The 15341-nt window shown below is 67.2% G+C and carries 15 protein-coding genes; 5 read left to right on the top strand and 10 right to left on the bottom strand.

Annotated elements, in window-relative coordinates:
• Nucleotides 1–274 precede the first annotated feature (274 nt).
• Nucleotides 275–418 carry a hypothetical protein gene (locus ACGLYG10_RS16115; RefSeq protein WP_170866427.1) on the top strand — a complete coding sequence of 48 codons (144 nt, stop codon included), beginning with the start codon at nt 275–277 and terminating at the stop codon, nt 416–418.
• 152 nt (nt 419–570) lie between these two features.
• Here ACGLYG10_RS16115 and ACGLYG10_RS01715 read toward each other — a convergent pair whose 3' ends face one another.
• The 6 genes from ACGLYG10_RS01715 to ACGLYG10_RS01690 form a co-directional block, all read right to left on the bottom strand.
• Nucleotides 571–1239, bottom strand: coding sequence for an SDR family NAD(P)-dependent oxidoreductase (locus ACGLYG10_RS01715; protein ID WP_073327342.1), 669 nt, complete (start codon nt 1237–1239; stop codon nt 571–573).
• Nucleotides 1240–1455: 216 nt separating this feature from the next.
• The gene (locus ACGLYG10_RS01710; RefSeq protein WP_073327341.1) at nt 1456–2373 is read right to left on the bottom strand and encodes a magnesium transporter CorA family protein; all 918 of its coding nucleotides are present in this window, start codon (nt 2371–2373) and stop codon (nt 1456–1458) included.
• 34 nt (nt 2374–2407) lie between these two features.
• Nucleotides 2408–3415 (bottom strand): aldo/keto reductase, encoded by a 1008-nt coding sequence (locus ACGLYG10_RS01705; RefSeq protein WP_073327339.1) that lies wholly within the window; start codon nt 3413–3415, stop codon nt 2408–2410.
• Nucleotides 3416–3496: 81 nt separating this feature from the next.
• Entirely contained in the window at nt 3497–3652 is a 156-nt protein-coding gene (locus ACGLYG10_RS16110; RefSeq protein ID WP_159097641.1) for a hypothetical protein, read from the bottom strand.
• A 321-nt stretch (nt 3653–3973) separates the two neighbouring features.
• Complete coding sequence (locus tag ACGLYG10_RS01695; protein ID WP_073327338.1) at nt 3974–4861, bottom strand: aldo/keto reductase; 888 nt, start codon at nt 4859–4861, stop codon at nt 3974–3976.
• Between the two features lie 89 nt (nt 4862–4950).
• On the bottom strand, nt 4951–5829 hold the full coding sequence (locus ACGLYG10_RS01690; protein ID WP_083565297.1) for an aldo/keto reductase: 879 nt from the start codon (nt 5827–5829) through the stop codon (nt 4951–4953).
• A gap of 140 nt (nt 5830–5969) precedes the next feature.
• Here ACGLYG10_RS01690 and ACGLYG10_RS01685 point away from each other — a divergent pair, with 140 nt between their 5' ends.
• Entirely contained in the window at nt 5970–6818 is an 849-nt protein-coding gene (locus tag ACGLYG10_RS01685; RefSeq protein ID WP_073327336.1) for a LysR family transcriptional regulator, read from the top strand.
• Nucleotides 6819–6919: 101 nt separating this feature from the next.
• Nucleotides 6920–7522, top strand: a complete 603-nt coding sequence (locus ACGLYG10_RS01680) for a TMEM175 family protein (RefSeq protein ID WP_073327335.1) — start codon at nt 6920–6922, stop codon at nt 7520–7522.
• A gap of 193 nt (nt 7523–7715) precedes the next feature.
• On the opposite strand, the gene ACGLYG10_RS01675 is transcribed toward ACGLYG10_RS01680, so the two are convergent.
• The 3 genes from ACGLYG10_RS01675 to ACGLYG10_RS01665 form a co-directional block, all read right to left on the bottom strand.
• Nucleotides 7716–8339, bottom strand: coding sequence for a helix-turn-helix domain-containing protein (locus ACGLYG10_RS01675; protein WP_073327333.1), 624 nt, complete (start codon nt 8337–8339; stop codon nt 7716–7718).
• Nucleotides 8340–8591: 252 nt separating this feature from the next.
• Nucleotides 8592–9977 (bottom strand): MATE family efflux transporter, encoded by a 1386-nt coding sequence (locus ACGLYG10_RS01670; protein ID WP_073327332.1) that lies wholly within the window; start codon nt 9975–9977, stop codon nt 8592–8594.
• Nucleotides 9978–9981: 4 nt separating this feature from the next.
• Nucleotides 9982–10428, bottom strand: coding sequence for a MarR family winged helix-turn-helix transcriptional regulator (locus ACGLYG10_RS01665; RefSeq protein ID WP_073327330.1), 447 nt, complete (start codon nt 10426–10428; stop codon nt 9982–9984).
• Between the two features lie 268 nt (nt 10429–10696).
• On the opposite strand from ACGLYG10_RS01665, the gene ACGLYG10_RS01660 reads away from it, so the two are divergent.
• Both ACGLYG10_RS01660 and ACGLYG10_RS01655 read left to right on the top strand, forming a co-directional pair.
• A complete protein-coding gene (locus ACGLYG10_RS01660; RefSeq protein ID WP_170866441.1) occupies nt 10697–13147 on the top strand; it encodes a glycoside hydrolase family 3 protein in 2451 nt (816 codons plus the stop codon).
• Between the two features lie 247 nt (nt 13148–13394).
• The gene (locus ACGLYG10_RS01655) at nt 13395–14165 is read left to right on the top strand and encodes a carboxymuconolactone decarboxylase family protein (RefSeq protein WP_073327329.1); all 771 of its coding nucleotides are present in this window, start codon (nt 13395–13397) and stop codon (nt 14163–14165) included.
• 227 nt (nt 14166–14392) lie between these two features.
• Here the strand turns inward: ACGLYG10_RS01655 and ACGLYG10_RS01650 are convergent, their stop codons facing one another.
• On the bottom strand, nt 14393–15310 hold the full coding sequence (locus ACGLYG10_RS01650; RefSeq protein WP_073327327.1) for a GIY-YIG nuclease family protein: 918 nt from the start codon (nt 15308–15310) through the stop codon (nt 14393–14395).
• Nucleotides 15311–15341 lie beyond the last annotated feature (31 nt).

The raw sequence follows: 15341 nt of genomic DNA, 5'->3' as shown, positions 1-15341 counted from the left end.
GACCCGCCCGTTGGACCCCCGTCTCCCGGTTGGACCCCTGTTCCCCCGTTGGACCCCTGTTCCCCCGTTGGACCCCTGTTCCCCCGTTGGACCGCCGTAGCCGCCGGTTACAGCGGTCCAACGGGGCGTGAGCGGTCCAACGGGGCGTGGGCGGTCCAACGGGGCGTGTTCTTGAAGGTGATTCCGCGTCAGAAGCGCCTTCTTCGGCACCTCCTCTCGGAACAATCCATGTCCTTGGCCGAGGAGGTAGGAGCCAGGAGGGAGGTGGGGGGCCATGTCCAAGCCGAAAGGCCGGCATGCCAAAGTCCGCAAGGGCAAGGGAATGGCCCGGCAGGTGAGCGAAGTGTTCGAGTCTCTCGCTCATCTGATCCGGGCCATTGGTGTCCTTGTGGATGCCCTCGGCAGGTGGTTCAACTGAGCCGTCTGCCTCGGGGAGTCATCCGGTTGCCGCCGGGTGGCTCCCCAAAATTATGCCGCCCGGTTTTCCCGGCGGGCAAGCGCTCCGGCAGGGCTGACGCCGCGATGCGCCCGGCCAGGTGGAGTGGATTGGGCGGGTTCAGGCGGCCAGGGTCAGGCGTCCATGGGCTCCACGAAGGTGCGGAAGTCGCCGTCGTGCTGTGCGTGCAGTTCCCAGATGCGGTCGGCCAGGGCCTCCGGCTCGTGGGAGGGCTCGCCTCCGCCGATGCCGCGCGGAATGATCAGCTGGGCGACGTGAATCCCCTCCGGGGCGAGCGCGTCGTGGAGGAGCTGCCCGTAGGCGCTCTCCCCGGCGAAGGCGACCGAGGTGCCGGTGACGTTCGGGCCCGGGCGGACGGCGGAGCCTCCGTTGATAAGCAGGATCGTGCCGCGGCCGAGCTCACGCATGCCCGGCAGCACCTGGCGCACCGCGTTGACGGGGCCGTAGACGGACATCTCGATGGGGCCGACCAGGTCCTCGGCGCTCGTCTCCAGCACGGGCTTCATGAACTCGCGGGCCGGCACGGGACTCCACTGGAGCACCTCGATGGGGCCGAGCTCACCGGCGGCGTCGGCCAGGGCCCGGGCCAGCGCCTCGCCGTCGCGGCCGTCGGCGACGTAGCCGCGAGCGTTGACGCCGTCGGCACTCAGGGCGGCAACCCGCTCGTCCAGGTGCTGACGGCTGCGGGAGATCAGGGCGACGTCGAAGCCCTCCCGCCCGAAGCGGCGGGCGACGGCGCGGCCCAGTCCCGGGCCGCCGCCGATGATGGCGATGGTGGTCATGGTGATTTCCTCCGGTTTCCGGCTTTGCTTGATGTTTATTCGGCGTTCTGTCCTGGTGGCTTTGCACCGAGACCGGCGAGAGTGGCGTGCCCTGACCGGCACGGGTAACGCGTCGCGGCCGCCGGCGCCGCACTGCGCTGCCTTCGGCAGGTTATGCCGGTCTTTCCGATTTCGGGAGTCCCTGCCAGTGCCTCCCGGAAGCGCCGTTTATGGCTGTCACAGCCATTTGCGGTGCTTGAAGAAGACGATACAGCCGATGACCACCAGAACGCTCAGGACCGCGACGGCCGGATAGCTCCACGGCCACGCGAGCTCGGGCATGTGCTCGAAGTTCATCCCGTACCAGCCGACGATGAGCGTCAGCGGCGCGAAAATCGCGGTGACGATCGTGAGCGCCGCCATAATGTGGTTCTGCCGCACGTCCAGGTGCATCTTGTACAGGTCACGCATCTGGAGGGCCTGGTCGCGCAGGGAGGATGCCTGATCGCGCAGTTTGTCGAGTCGGCCGTAGACCGTGCGGAAGTACCGCAGGTCCTCCTCGCGGAAGAAGCCGTTCTCGTTCTCCTCTAGGACCTGGGTCAGGTCCATGAGGTCGTTGTAGTGGGTGTCGAGGTCGCGTAGTTCGGAGCGCATATCGTTGATGCGTTCCGACGCGCCCGCGGCCGTGTCTGCCAGAATCGCGTCCTCCATGCGGTCGAGTTCGCGCTCGTAGCCGCGCAGGAGGGCCGCGTCGTCCTTGATGATCTGCATGAGGAAGTCGGCCAGGAAACGCTCCAGCCCCGGTCGACGCCAGCGACGTGCGGCGGCGATGGCCGCCACGAGTCCCGCGGCCGTCTCCTGGGCGTCGATGAGGACCACGCCCTTCTCATCCAATGCGAAGGCGAAGCGCTTATCCGGAGCATCGGGCGACGTGTGGTCCGGGATGAAGATCGTGCCGGTGATCGCGTCGTAGTTGACCTCGGCCTGAGTGCCCAGGGCGACGTCGGGGTCGGGGTCGATGTCGATGCCCAGCTCGAAGGTGCTGCGGCGCTGGGTCCACTGATCGGGAGTCAGCACGGCGACGAACTGTCTGTCCGTGTTGCGCAGCTCCTTCGGTGCGCACGGAGTCAGTGACTCGTCGATCAGGTAGTGCACGGATTCTCCTCGGTGTAGTAGGGCGCCGTCGGCCTCAGCGAGAGCCGCGTAGAAAACTGCGTCCCTCGGACTCGTCGAAGCCGCGGTGCCCGTGAACCTCGACGGCGTCCAGCGCCGCCTCCAGCCGGTCCAGCTCCGCGCCTGTGAGCGAGACATCCGCAGCGCCGAGGTTCTCCAGGATCCGCTCCTTGCGCTTCGAACCCGGAATCGGCACCACATGCGGCCACTTCGCGAGCATCCACGCCAGGCTGATCTGGGCGCTGGCGACGCCCTTCTCGGCGGCGAAGCGGGCCAGCAGATCCACGATCGGTTGGTTGGCGGCCAGGTTCTCGGGCCGCAGCTGCGGCACCAGGTTGCGCACGTCGTCGTGGGTCTCGAACTGTGTGGCCGTGGTGACCTTCCCGGACAACAGCCCCGAGGCGATGGGGGAGAAGGGGACGACGCCGATGCCCTGCTCGGCGCAGTACGGCAGGACCTCTGCCTCGATGCCGCGCTCAACCATGGAGTAGATGTTCTGCACGGCGGACACGGGCGTCACCTCGTGGGCGGCGCGGATGACCGGCACGTCCACCTGGGACAGGCCCCAGCCGCGAATCAGCCCCTCCTGGATGAGGCGGCCCATGCCGTCGGCCACCTCCTCAACCGGCACCTCGGGGTTGACACGGTGCAGGTAGTACAGGTCGACGCAGTCGGTACCCAGGCGCGCCAGGGAGGCCACCAGGTGGTGGCGCAGCGTGTCCACCACGCCGTCGGCCCGCACTTCCTCGGTCGGCAGATGCAGCTTGGTGGCCAGGACGACGTCGTCCCGGAAGGGGGCGACCGCCTTGCCGACGATGCGCTCATTGTGGCCCCGGTTGGCCGGGTCGAGGTTCGGTCCGTAGGCCTCGGCGGTGTCGAAGAAGGTGCAGCCGGCCTCATGGGCGGCGCGGATCGCCGCGACCGACTCCGCCTCCGGCGGGATGTGCCCGTAGCCGTGGGACAGGCCCATGCAACCCATGCCGATCTCGGATACCTCCAGAGTTCCCAGGTGCCGCGTACGCATTCTCGTCCCCTCCGTTTTCAAGACGCCGCTGCTCGACGGCGGCCGTCGGCACAACCCTATAGGTGGCGCGCCCTACGTGGGCTACCGGAACAACCAGCCCATGACCTCGGCGTCGTGCGGGAAGAGCTCCAGCCCGCCGCCGTGCTGGCTCCAGGCGACGACGTCGTTGCTCCAGCGCGGGTGCGTGCCGCGGGCGGGGTAGTGGCAGGCGGCGCCCTCATCGAAGGCGTGCGGCATGAAGTTCAGGTGCTCCAGCTCGCCCTCACCGCGCTCGTAGGCGGCTTTTCCCCATGCCTTCTGTTGGCTCGGGCCGCCTCACCCGGGTGAGGCTCAGCGGTCGCGGGCTCCGCGCCGGAGAGGTCCGATTGCCCCGTGTACTGTATGACGACGGCGCCGGGGCCGGGCACGTCGTCGCCCCCGAATCGGGCGGGGCCGTAGGACCCCAGGTAGGCGGCCAGGCGCGCACCCGCGGAGCCGCCCAAAAGCGAGTAGCCCTCCGGATTCGCGCCGAGCTCGTCGGCGCCCGTCGTCCTACACCCCGGCGTGCTGCGTAAGGCCTCAGTACAGCGAGCCGCCGCCGATCTGCTGCTTGACCATGTCGCGCAGCAGCCAGCCCACGACCTTCGGGTCGTAGTGGTCGAAGATGCGCGGCAGCGTGCCGTCGTCCAGGGCGGAGAAGGTGGCCAGGTCCTCCTCGGTCAGTTCGAAGTCGAAGACGTCGAAGTTCTCCTCCATGCGGTTGCGGTGCGTGGACTTCGGGATGACCACGACGTCCTTCTGGATCAGGGCCCGCAGGATCACCTGGCCGGGCTTCTTGCCGTACTTGGCGCCGATCTCGGCGAGGACCGGGTTGGCGAAGATGTTGTTCTGCCCCTCGGCGAAGGGCGCCCAGGCCTCGTGCACCACGCCGAGTTCGGCCATGACCGCGTGCGCGGCGTCGGCCTGGCGGAAGGGGTGCGTCTCGATCTGGTTGACGGCCGGCGTTATCTCGGCCAGTGCGGCCACATCCACCAGGCGCTCGGGGTAGAAGTTGGACACGCCGATGGCGCGCAGCTTGCCGGCCTTGTAGGCGTCCTCCATGGCCCGGTAGGCGCCCGGGTAGTCGCCCATCGCCTGGTGCAGCAGCATCAGGTCAATGTGGTCGGTGCCGAGCTTTTCCAGCGACTCGTCGATGGAGGCGGTGGCGCGCTCGTAGTTCATGTTGGACACCCAGATCTTGGAGGTGATGAACACCTCCTCGCGCGGCAGGCCGCTCTTCGCGACGGCGGCGCCTACGCCCTCCTCGTTGCCGTAGGCCTGGGCGGTGTCGATGAGCCGGTAGCCGACCTCGAGGGCCTCGCTCACGCAGCGCTCGGTCTCATCGGGCGGGGTCTGGAAGACGCCGTAGCCGAGCACGGGCATCTCGACGCCGTTGTTGAGGGTCTTGGCGGGGACGGTGGTGGTCATGGGTTTCTCTCCTGATGCGGGTCTTGAGTGGTCGGGGGCCGATCTCGGCAGTTGGCCGACGCCGTGGCGACCGGCCAGGCGAGGACGGGTCAGGCCTGCTGGGAGTAGTCCATGACCGTCGTCGTGAAGGTGGGCGGCTCGTCCGGGACCACGTAGTAGGGGGCCTGCGGGATCTCGTTGATCGCAGCGATCTCCGCCTCCGTCAACTTCACGTCGAGCGCGGCGAGGTTGTCGGCCATGTGGGCGGGGTTGAGGGTCTTGGGGAAGGTGATGTTCTTCTCCGCCAGGTGCCAGGCCAGGATCACCTGGGCGGCAGTGGCGCCCGTGCGCTGCGCGGCCGCGGTGATCGCGGGCTCTTCAAGCAGGGTCTTGTCGCCGTGGCCGAGCGGGTACCAGGCCTCCACCAGGACCTCGGTGTCGGCGGCCTGGTCCATCTGCGCCTTCAGCTCGTGCTGGTTCCAGCGCGGGTGGGCCTCAACCTGGTTGACGACCGGCTTGATGTCGGCGACGTCCAGAATCTCCTGGAACTTGGCGATGGGGAAGTTGGACAGGCCGATGGAGCGGACCTTGCCCGCGGCCACGGCCTCCTCCATGGCCTTCCAGCCGGAGGTGTACTCGCCGTAGGGCTGGTGGAACAGCAGCAGGTCAACGTAGTCCAGACCCAGGCGCTCCAGGGTGGCGTCGATGTCCTTGACGGCCTGCGCGTAGGGGTAGGACTGCGGGAACAGCTTGGTGGTGATGAACAGGTCCTCACGCTTCACGGTGCCGGTGGCGATCGCATCGCGCACCACCTCGCCGACGGCGACCTCGTTGAAGTAGGCGTTGGCCGTGTCGATGTGCCGGTAGCCCAGCTCGAGGGCCTGCGGCAGGTGCTCGAGCACCTGGTCGGAGGTCATCTGGAAGACGCCGTAACCCAGCGCCGGGATGTCGATGCCGTTGTTCATGGTGAAGGACGGGATGGTGGTCATTGATGCGCTCCTGGGACTTGCTTCGGGACCAGCTCAATGCCGTCCCGCTGTGCATAAGTCTTCGCCCCAGGGGCGCGGATGTAAAATGCCAATATCGGAACTCTTGATGCGCTACGTGCATAAGCAGAGGGAGGGGACTGGTGGATTTCGAGCAGCTGCGCCAGCTGGAGGCGATCGCGCGCGAGGGCACCCTCAGCGCCGCCGCGCGCACCCTGCACCTGTCCCAGCCGGCCCTCAGCCGCTCGCTGCAGCGTCTGGAGGCAGAGCTCGGCCAGTCGCTCTTCGACCGCCCGGGGCGCCGCCTGGTGCTCAACGAGGCGGGCCGTGTGGCTCTGGAGCATGCCGGGCGGATCCTGCGCGAGGAGCAGGCCATGCGCACCGCCCTCGACGACGTCGCCCGCCGCACCCGGGCGCTGCGCGTGGGTGCGGTCGCCCCGGCGCCGCTGTGGCGGCTGACTTCACTGATCATCGAACGCTTCCCCGGCCTGGTGCTCACCTCGCAGAGCCTCGGCAGGGAGGAGGTCGAGGAGGGAGTGGTGAGCGGCGAGCTGGACCTGGGCATCTCGCTGCGTCCCCATCCGCTGCCGAGCGTGCGCTCGGCCTGGCTCATGGTGGAGAATCTCGCCGTCGCCCTGCCCGCTGAGCACGCGCTCGCGAACCGCGAGCAGGTGACGGCCGCGGAGCTGGACGGCGAGACCTTCCTGCTCCTGGCCGACATCGGCTTCTGGCGCGAGCGCTGTGACCGCTACCTGCCCCACTCCCAGTTCGTGGTGCAGGAGGACCGTGGCGTTTTCGAACAACTGGTCAAGAGTTCTCCGCTGCCCCACTTCGTCTCCGACGCTCCCGCCCTGTCGGCGCTCGCCTCGGACCGCGTCGTCGTGCCGATTCGGGACGCCATGGCCCATGCCACCTTCTTCCTGCTGCTGCGGCCCGGTGGGCGCAGCGAGGCCACGGATGTCTTCGACTGGGTGCGCAGCCGGGTTGGCTGAGTCGCAAACTTGGCGTGTCAGGGGCGAGTTGCGCAATCGGGTAAGGTCCGAGCGCGCATTCAGGTACTACCGCGGGCCTGCGGCCCGGATGAGGAGGAGTAATGGGCAAGGAGCGGCTGGCGGCATTCACCGACGCGGTGCTGGCGATCGTCATGACGGTGCTCGTGCTCGAGCTGCCACAACCCCAGGCGGCGACTCTTGCCGGTCTGTGGGAGTTGCGCGTCGACTTCCTTGCCTATGCATTGTCCTTCATGTGGTTGGGCACGATGTGGATCAACATTCACCACGAGTGGGACGCCGTCGAGAAAATCTCTCCGGCCACGTCGTGGGCGAGTCTGATCATGCTGTTCTTCGCCTCCTTCTTCCCGTGGACCACGGCCTTCGTCTCCGATCACGTGATGTCGGCCACCGCGCAGGTGTTCTACGGCGTTGTCGTACTTGCGGTGACCGCCAGCAACCTCGTCATGTATCGCACGCTAGTGGCCGCAGATCCCGCCAACCCCGCACTGGCGCTGCAGTTGCGTACCCGGGAGCGGTGGATGGCCGGGGATGTGCTGATCAAGGTGGCCGGCATGGTGGTGGCGGCGTTGTGGTACCCGCCGGCGATGATGATCGCTGTACTACTCGCGGGCATTGTCTTCGCCGTCCCGGCGGCCTTCCGAGGTGTGCGGCGAACTCGCGAGCGCGACGTCACAGCCGCCTGACTGATGAGGCCGCAGAATGTCCAAAACCGGCACGAACGCCGGATTCGGCGCTACGAGTCGGCTCCGCAACCGCATGATTCCAGTGGCTCTCTCGGTGGAGCGGGCTCGTTTATGCCGGTTTTGGAGCATCATTTTTGAACCCATCCAATGGCGCCGACGAATCAGGGGCTGAAGATAGGTTCAGGGTGTCGGGCTAGTCGACCCAGATGCGTACGTGATCCTCGTCGTCGGTGACGTCGATGAGGGTGGCGGGGCCGTTGGAGTCGAGGGCATTGAACGAGGTCTTCAGCATTGCGTCGAGGTCGATGCCGCGGGCGCCGACGGCGCTGCGCACCTGCGGAACCGTCGCGATGAGACCGGTGAGCGCGGAGACCGCCTGCATGGGGAAGGCCAGGTCGACATTGTCCTGCGGCCCCCGAACCTCGATGTGGAGGCTGCGTCCGGCCGCGCGTCGGGCCCGCGGCTGCTCCGGCGCGGGCTCGGGACGAATCAGTTCGAAGTTGGTGAAGGCAGGCGCCGCGGGGGACGGTGCCGAAGGGGCGGAGAGGGGCGACGGCGCCGATGAAGGAGCGGCCGGTGACGGCGTGGGACGGTCGGCGGTTGCGGCGTCTCTGTCCGGCACCGTCAACAGCGCGTCGACGCTGGTGCCGAGCAGTGCCGCCAGAGCGGGCAGTGTCGCCACGTCCGGGTAGTTCAAATCGTTCTCCCACTTGCTGACCGCCTGCGGGGTGACTCCCATCCGTTGGGCGAGCTGCTCCTGGGTCATGCCGCGTGACAGCCGCAGCCTGGCGATGTTGCGTCCGACAGAGTTCTTCATCGGTGTCTCCATAGTTCTTGATCGGTTGCTTATCAGGGCGCTCATCAGGGTGTCCCTGACCCGCCGAAGGTCCCGCAGTCTGCCGGGACCGACGGCGCGTGACCGATCATGTCCGCAGCGGTGCGCCGGACGGTAGCACGCATATGTTGATCACGGAATCCGAGGGTTGAGCCGTCGAGTCACCGACTCAACCACTGGTTGAGTCGGTGACTCGACGGGCGCTGTTCTTGTCGTCTCTCGCGGTTGTGGGGATCAGGGCACCAGAGCGTTTGATGTGGACTTCTTCATCTGCCCCGCGGGGAAGGGCCGGCGGTCACGGAGCCCATACCGGGGCCCCAGCCACCTGATGAGCACGCCCACGGCCAGCGCTGCCGTGGTCTCGGCCACTATGATCGCGGCCCAGATGCCCGCCGGTCCGATCAGCAGCGGCAGTAGCAGGACCGAGCCCACCTCCAGGCCGAGGGTGCGGGCTGCCGCCAGCGCCGCCGAGACGAGCCCGTTGCCCAGTGCCGTGAACAGGGACGAGCCGTACATGCTCACGCCCATGGGCAGGAAGGCGACTGAGAAGATGCGCAATGCCGTCTCGGTCAGCTCCATGAGACCGCGATCGTTCGCGGCGAAGATGAGTGCCAGAGGGTGTGCGAGCAGTTGCGAGGCGAGCAGCATCATCGCTCCGGTGATGGCGAGTATGGCCAGCGAGGTGCGCATCAGGCTGCGTTTCTCCGTATCGTTCGCGGCGCCGTGCTGGTAGCTCATCAGCGGGGCCGCTCCCATGCAGAAGCCCTCGAAGACCGCGGTGAAGATCATGCTGACGTACATGACCACCCCGTAGGCGGCCACCCCGTCCGGGCCCATGAACCTAAGCAACTGCAGGTTGTAGATGATGCTGACCACCGAGATGGCCACCACCGCCATCATCTCCGATGATCCGTTCACGCAGACTCGACCCAGCGCGGCCAGGTCCCCTACCGGGCGGCCCAGACGCAGGAAGCTGCTGTTCGGGCGAGCAAACCAGGCCAACGGCACTAGGCCGCCGATCAACTCCGAGGCTACGGTGGCCCACGCGGCTCCGGCCACGCCCCACCCGAAGACGCCGACGAACAGCAGATCCAGGGCCATATTGGTCATGCCCGCCGCAACCGTCACATACAGGCCGAGTCGGGGCCTGCCCGCGGTGGAGGCGAAGGTCTGGAAGGCGTACTGCAGCATGAATGCAGGCAGTGAGACCATCAGAATCCTGCCGTACAACACGCACAGCTCCAGCATCTGGCCGGATGCGCCCAGCAGCTGGGCGACGGGCCGCATGGTCAGGGCGCCGACGGCCGCCAGCACGATGCCCGTCCCGAGCGTGACGTAGACGATCATGGAGAAGTAGCGGTTCGCCAACCCGCCGTGGCCCCGGCCGCGGGTGTGGGAGATGAGTTCGCTGCCGCCCGAGCCCATCATGAAGCCGAGGGTGCCCAGAATCATGATGAACGGCATGATCAGGGTGATGGCGGCCAGCGCCGTCTTGCCGGCGAAGTTGGCGACGAACAGGCCGTCGACCACCCCGTAGATCGAGGTGAAGAGCATCATCGCGATGGAAGGGGCCGTGAAGCGTAGCAGTGCGCGCGCCCCCAGGTGCTGGGACATGTCCATGGAGTCAGTCGTCTCCGATTGCGTTCAGGCTCCTCACCAGAGCGCTCGTATATGTGGTCAGGGCGGCTGCGAGCGCGGCGCGCTGAGTGGCTGGAACGGAGTCCAGAGCGGTGAGCTCGGCTTTGATGATCGGGTTGATGCGCTCGGTGACGAGATCGCGCCCCCGCGCGGTCAGATACACGTGCGTGCTTCGCCCCGGTCCGGACTCGAGGCGCACTGTGCCGTCCTCCTGAAGCCGCTTGATGGCGGAGTTGATCGTCTGCTTCCGCGAGAAGCAAAGCTCGCACAATAGACTCTGCGAGCAGCCCTCGCCCGCGACATGTAGCGCGTAGAGGATGTCGAAGGCGGCGTCTGACAGCCCCGCCGTTCGGGCGGCCCGGTGGTAGGCGTCGTCGGCGCGTTTGATCATGGCGTTGATCGTCTGTTGCAGCTCCATCAGAGCGGTGGTCATATGGCTCCCGTCAGCACCCAAGTCCGAATTCGGACATAGTATACGGGATGCGGCGTCGTGGTCGGCTCCGGGGTGTTCGGCCGGGGTGCGTCAGGTCTTGGGGTGGCCCATCGAAAACTGCACCCCGGCGCGAGGATGGATGTGGATTGCTCGTGCTAAACCTCTTCACAAACAATGGACCGAGCGGTAGGATTGTGATCAGCGGGTGCTCTCCGGTGAGCGCACGTACAACCTGGCCTGACAGAAGGAGCTCACAGTGGAGCAGAACATGAACCAGTACGAGGTCGACCACCTGGCAACGGTGCGCGCGGGAGCACCCGAATCGATGGTCCTCCTCAAGGCCGACGGATCCTTCCCCCTCGCCGCACCCGGCCGCATCGCCCTGTACGGGGCCGGCGCGCGGCGCACCATCAAGGGCGGCACCGGCAGCGGCGACGTCAACTCCCGCCACGTGGTCACCCTTGAGGAAGGCCTTGAGAACGCCGGCTTCACTATCACCACCAAGCCCTGGCTCGACGCCTACGACGGCGTCGCCGAGGAGAACCACAAGACCTTCGTCGCCGACCTCAAGGCGCAGGCCAAGGCCGCGGGCCAGCCGGCCATCTACTTCGGCATGGGCGCCGTCGAGCCCGCACCCGCCTTCGACCTGCCGCTCGACGGCGACGGCGAGGCCGCCGTCTACGTCGTGGCCCGCGACTCCGGCGAGGGCAACGACCGCCACCCCGATGCCGGCGACGTCAAGCTAACCGACTCCGAGGTCCGCGACATCACCGCGCTCGCAGCGAAGTTCGAGAAGTTCCTGCTGGTGCTCAACGTCGGCGGCGTCGTAGACCTGAGCCCGGTCAAGGACGTGAAGAACATCCTGCTGCTGTCCCAGCTGGGCGCCGCGATCGGTGACGCCTTCGCCGACGTCCTGCTCGGCAAGAGCTACCCCTCCGGCAAGCTCTCCACCACCTGGGCCGCCTGGGAGGACTACTCCACCGAGGGCGACTTCGGCGACCCGGACGACACCCACTACCGCGAGGGCGTTTACGTCGGCTACCGCTACTTCGACTCTGTCGGCACCGCCCCGATCTTCCCCTTCGGCTTCGGTCTGGGCTACACCACCTTCACCATCGGTGCGCCCGTGGTCAGCGCCGTCGGCTCCGAGATCACCGTCAAGACCACCGTCACCAACACCGGCACCCGCCCGGGCAAGGAGGTCGTCCAGGTCTACGTGTCCGTGCCCGCCGGCGACCTCGACCAGCCCTACCAGGCCCTGGCCGCCTTCGCCAAGACCGGCGAGCTCGCCGCCGGCGCCGCCGAGGAGGTCGCCGCCACCTTCGACCTGACCGACGTCGCCTCCTTCGACGCCGCCAAGTCCGCCACCGTCCTGGAGGCCGGCAACTACGTGGTGCGCGTGGGCGCCTCCAGCCGCAACACGGTGCCCGCCGCCGTCGTCGAGCTGCCGGAGACCGCCATCGTCCGCCAGCTCCATAACGCCCTGGGGGACCCCGGCTTCACCGACTTCAAGCCGGCCGCACCGGTCGCCGTCGAGGTACCGGCCGACCTCCCGCGGCTGACCGTGGCCGCCGCCGACCTGCGTCGCGAGGACATCCACGCCCCCGTGGACCTCACCGACGCCCTCGACTTCGTCAAGGACCTGTCCGACGACGACCTGTCCTACATCGTCCTGGGCGACTACAGCGACGACGCCGAGAAGCAGTCGATCATCGGCCAGGCCTCGCAGGCACTCGTCGGCGCCGCCGGCCAGACCACCACCCGCTTCGAGGGACTGCCCTCGCTGATCATGCCCGACGGCCCTGCCGGCCTGCGCCTGTCCCCGCAGGTGGGTGTGGACGCCGATGGGCCCTTCGCACTCGGTGAGGCCTTGGGCGGCCTGTTCGCCGAGCTCATGGACGACGAGTCCACCGCCGCGCTCGGTGGCGCCGCTGCCGCGCCGCGCACCCCGGAGCGCACCTACGAGCAGTACGCCACCGCCATCCCGATCGGCACCGCCATCGCCCAGTCCTGGAACCCCGAGCTAGCCGCCGCCTACGGCGACCTGGTCGGGGCGGAGATGGATCACTTCGGTGCCCACCTGTGGCTGGCTCCGGCCTTCAACCTGCACCGCACCATCCTGTGCGGACGCAACTTCGAGTACATGTCCGAGGACCCGCTGCTGGCCGGGCGCATGGCCGCCGGCATCACCCGCGGCGTCCAGGCGCACCCGGGGCGGGCTGTCACCGTCAAGCACTTCGCCTTCAACAACCAGGAGACGAACCGCCTGAACTCCAACAGTCACGTCTCCCAGCGGGCCGCTCGCGACCTGTACCTGCGCAGCTTCGAGATCGTCGTACGTGAGGCCCAGCCCCACGCGCTCATGACCTCCTACAACCTGATCAACGGCGTGCACACCTCCGAGTCCGCCGACCTGTTGGAGACCATTCTGCGCGAGGAGTGGGGCTTTGAGGGCCTGGTCATGACCGACTGGGTGGTCGACTCCATGGCCCGCACGGACCTGAAGAACCCGCGCGCCACCGCCTCGGCGACCATCAAGGCCGGCAACGAACTGTTCATGCCCGGCTGCGAGGCCGACCGGCAGGACATCCTGGCGGCCCTGCGCGGCGAGGGGACGGCGGCCGTAACGCTGACCCGCGCCGAGCTCGAGAAGCAGGCCGCCCGGGTGGTGCGCATGGCCCACCTGCTGGGCGACGTCGCCCCCGCCCCGGAGGTCTGAGCCCCTTCGCTCTGCATGCTCGGGCTTGGATCAACCAGGCACCAATGGGCCCCGTCTGACGCCGCGTACCGGCGCCGGACGGGGCCCCGTCCGTGGCAGGATCATGCCCGGGCCCGACGACGCCGTAGTCGCCCGCCACCGACGTCACCGACCGCCCCGGGCGGCCCGGCCGCCCGCAACCAGCCCCAGAGGCACAACCCGACAATCGCCAGCACCAACCACCAACAACCAAGCACAAGGAGACACCATGGCACTGACACCCGAGGCGATCGAGACCTTCACCCGCCTGTTCGGCTCTGCCCCCGAGCCCAGCCCCACCGACCCCGAGCTCATGGAGACCCTGCAGAACCACATCTTCGGCGAGGTCTTCTCCGTCGGCATCCTCACCGACGTCGAGCGCGAGCTGATCACCGTGACCTGCATGGCCTCCATGCAGACCCTGCCGCAGCTGCGTGCGCACGCGGCCGCCGCCCTCAACGTCGGCGCCACCCCCGAGCAGCTGCGCGAGGTCATCTACCAGTGCCAGCCCTACATCGGCTACCCCAAGACCCTCAACGCCATCGGTGTGCTTAACGAGGTACTCACCGAGCGCGGCGTCGAGCTGCCCCTGCCCAGCGCCGCCACCGTCGACTATGCCGACCGGGACGTGGCCGGCGCCGCCATCCAGATCCCGCTGTACGGGGACGAGGTCAAGGCCGTCTTCGCCAAGTTGCCCGAGCCCTTCGACACGCAGGTGCCGCACCTGCTGACCGGCATCGGCTTCGGCGAGGTCGAGTCCCGCGGGGTGCTGAGCCTGGCCGAGCGTGAGATCGTCAGCCTGGTGGCCATCGCCGCCATCGGCGCCGCCACCCAGCTGACGCCGCACGTGGCCGGCGCGATCAAGGCCGGTAACACCCGGCAGAAGGTCGCCGCCGCCCTGGTGCAGGCCATGCCCTACATTGGCGGCCCCTACGCCCTGACTGGCCTGGTACTGGTGGCGAACTACGACCCCAACGCCTCCTCGGAGGCCTACCGGTGAGGTGACCGCCCCTTGGCTGGCTGGCTGCCCTCCCCTCACCGAGATCGGTTGATATAACCGTCGAAGTCGGTCGATATAACTGTCGAGATCGGTCGATATGACTGCCGAGGCGTGGATGGCTGTGTGGGCTGTGCGGCTCGCCGCAGGGTCGCCGGTAGGTAGTTCCGTAGTCGGCACGGTTTTCTCTGGAGCGCCTTGGGCGGACGCTCCAGAGAAACCGGGCTGGCTCACCTCGGCCAGTAGAAGGCGCCCTGTTTGCGTTTCTCGGATGGAATCCAGTGGCCGTACGGGCCGACAAGCTCGTCGAACAGTGGTCCGCTGTCAACGATTTCAAACTGGAAGGCGCTCCTTGTGTCTCTAGGGCCGTATTGTTGCGACACCCAAGTTTCCGGAATGATCCTCAGGAGAGCGCGGGTGACGCCGCGATGCACGGCAACGGCGTATTCGATCCCGCTATTATTTAGCCTAGGGATGCTAAGATGCCACCACCCGCAGGCGGACTTTCCGATCTCCTGGTAGTTCTTCTCGCGTTCCTCGCGAGTCAGCCATTCTGATCGAAATCCATGACCATAACGCTTGTAGCCTCCGGGCATATCCTCCCCATCGGGAGTCTCTGTCCAACCTCCGAGTTTGATTGTCAACAGCGGGCCGGGGTAGGTGAGCTCGGGTGCTCCCTTCTCGGCGATCAGGTCATCGAGAAGCACTGCCCCATGGCCGCGGTTAAGCTCGCGCCGGGCATTCGTCAACTGCTCCTTTAAACCATCGGGGTGGCGCGATGATCCGTCGGTGATCGGTGTCACCGGCATGGATCGGAGCAGGTCTATGCAGACCGCCTCAGCCGCCGTGTATTCGGCTTCCGTCATCCCATAACGCAGAATCCATATCTGGGGCTGGCGGCCGCTGGAGCGGATGTCATGGATCTTTTGGACTTTAGCGCTTAGTGTGTTTTGAGTGTCGTCCTCGTCCTCCCTTGGCTTTGTGAGCATCGCTTCCCGACCGTGTGCGCCAAACCGTTCACCTCTTCCCTTGCCGACATAAAAGGGGATTCCGTCTCGCGGGTCGACGAGCATATAGACGTAGCGGCCAAGCTCGTCCGCAACTTGGGATTGGACGGCCGGATCAATCTTGGTGTGCGCTGAGGTCATATCGGTTCCTTCTGGTACTTGGACGCCGGTG

This window comes from Actinomyces glycerinitolerans, assembly GCF_900098745.1.
GTDB lineage: Bacteria > Actinomycetota > Actinomycetes > Actinomycetales > Actinomycetaceae > Actinomyces > Actinomyces glycerinitolerans.
The sequence above is the reverse complement of the archived record's forward strand: the minus strand, read 5'-3'. Positions and strand labels throughout refer to the sequence as shown.

What these genes read in the sequence shown, in the direction of transcription:
- ACGLYG10_RS16115 (WP_170866427.1), top strand. Translation starts at nt 275, where the DNA reads ATGTCCAAGCCGAAAGGCCGGCATGCCAAAGTCCGCAAGGGCAAGGGA.
- ACGLYG10_RS01715 (WP_073327342.1), bottom strand. Translation starts at nt 1,239, where the DNA reads ATGACCACCATCGCCATCATCGGCGGCGGCCCGGGACTGGGCCGCGCC.
- ACGLYG10_RS01705 (WP_073327339.1), bottom strand. Translation starts at nt 3,415, where the DNA reads ATGCGTACGCGGCACCTGGGAACTCTGGAGGTATCCGAGATCGGCATG.
- ACGLYG10_RS16110 (WP_159097641.1), bottom strand. Translation starts at nt 3,652, where the DNA reads ATGCCGCACGCCTTCGATGAGGGCGCCGCCTGCCACTACCCCGCCCGC.
- ACGLYG10_RS01695 (WP_073327338.1), bottom strand. Translation starts at nt 4,861, where the DNA reads ATGACCACCACCGTCCCCGCCAAGACCCTCAACAACGGCGTCGAGATG.
- ACGLYG10_RS01690 (WP_083565297.1), bottom strand. Translation starts at nt 5,829, where the DNA reads ATGACCACCATCCCGTCCTTCACCATGAACAACGGCATCGACATCCCG.
- ACGLYG10_RS01680 (WP_073327335.1), top strand. Translation starts at nt 6,920, where the DNA reads ATGGGCAAGGAGCGGCTGGCGGCATTCACCGACGCGGTGCTGGCGATC.
- ACGLYG10_RS01675 (WP_073327333.1), bottom strand. Translation starts at nt 8,339, where the DNA reads ATGAAGAACTCTGTCGGACGCAACATCGCCAGGCTGCGGCTGTCACGC.
- ACGLYG10_RS01670 (WP_073327332.1), bottom strand. Translation starts at nt 9,977, where the DNA reads ATGGACATGTCCCAGCACCTGGGGGCGCGCGCACTGCTACGCTTCACG.
- ACGLYG10_RS01665 (WP_073327330.1), bottom strand. Translation starts at nt 10,428, where the DNA reads ATGACCACCGCTCTGATGGAGCTGCAACAGACGATCAACGCCATGATC.
- ACGLYG10_RS01660 (WP_170866441.1), top strand. Translation starts at nt 10,697, where the DNA reads ATGAACCAGTACGAGGTCGACCACCTGGCAACGGTGCGCGCGGGAGCA.
- ACGLYG10_RS01655 (WP_073327329.1), top strand. Translation starts at nt 13,395, where the DNA reads ATGGCACTGACACCCGAGGCGATCGAGACCTTCACCCGCCTGTTCGGC.
- ACGLYG10_RS01650 (WP_073327327.1), bottom strand. Translation starts at nt 15,310, where the DNA reads ATGACCTCAGCGCACACCAAGATTGATCCGGCCGTCCAATCCCAAGTT.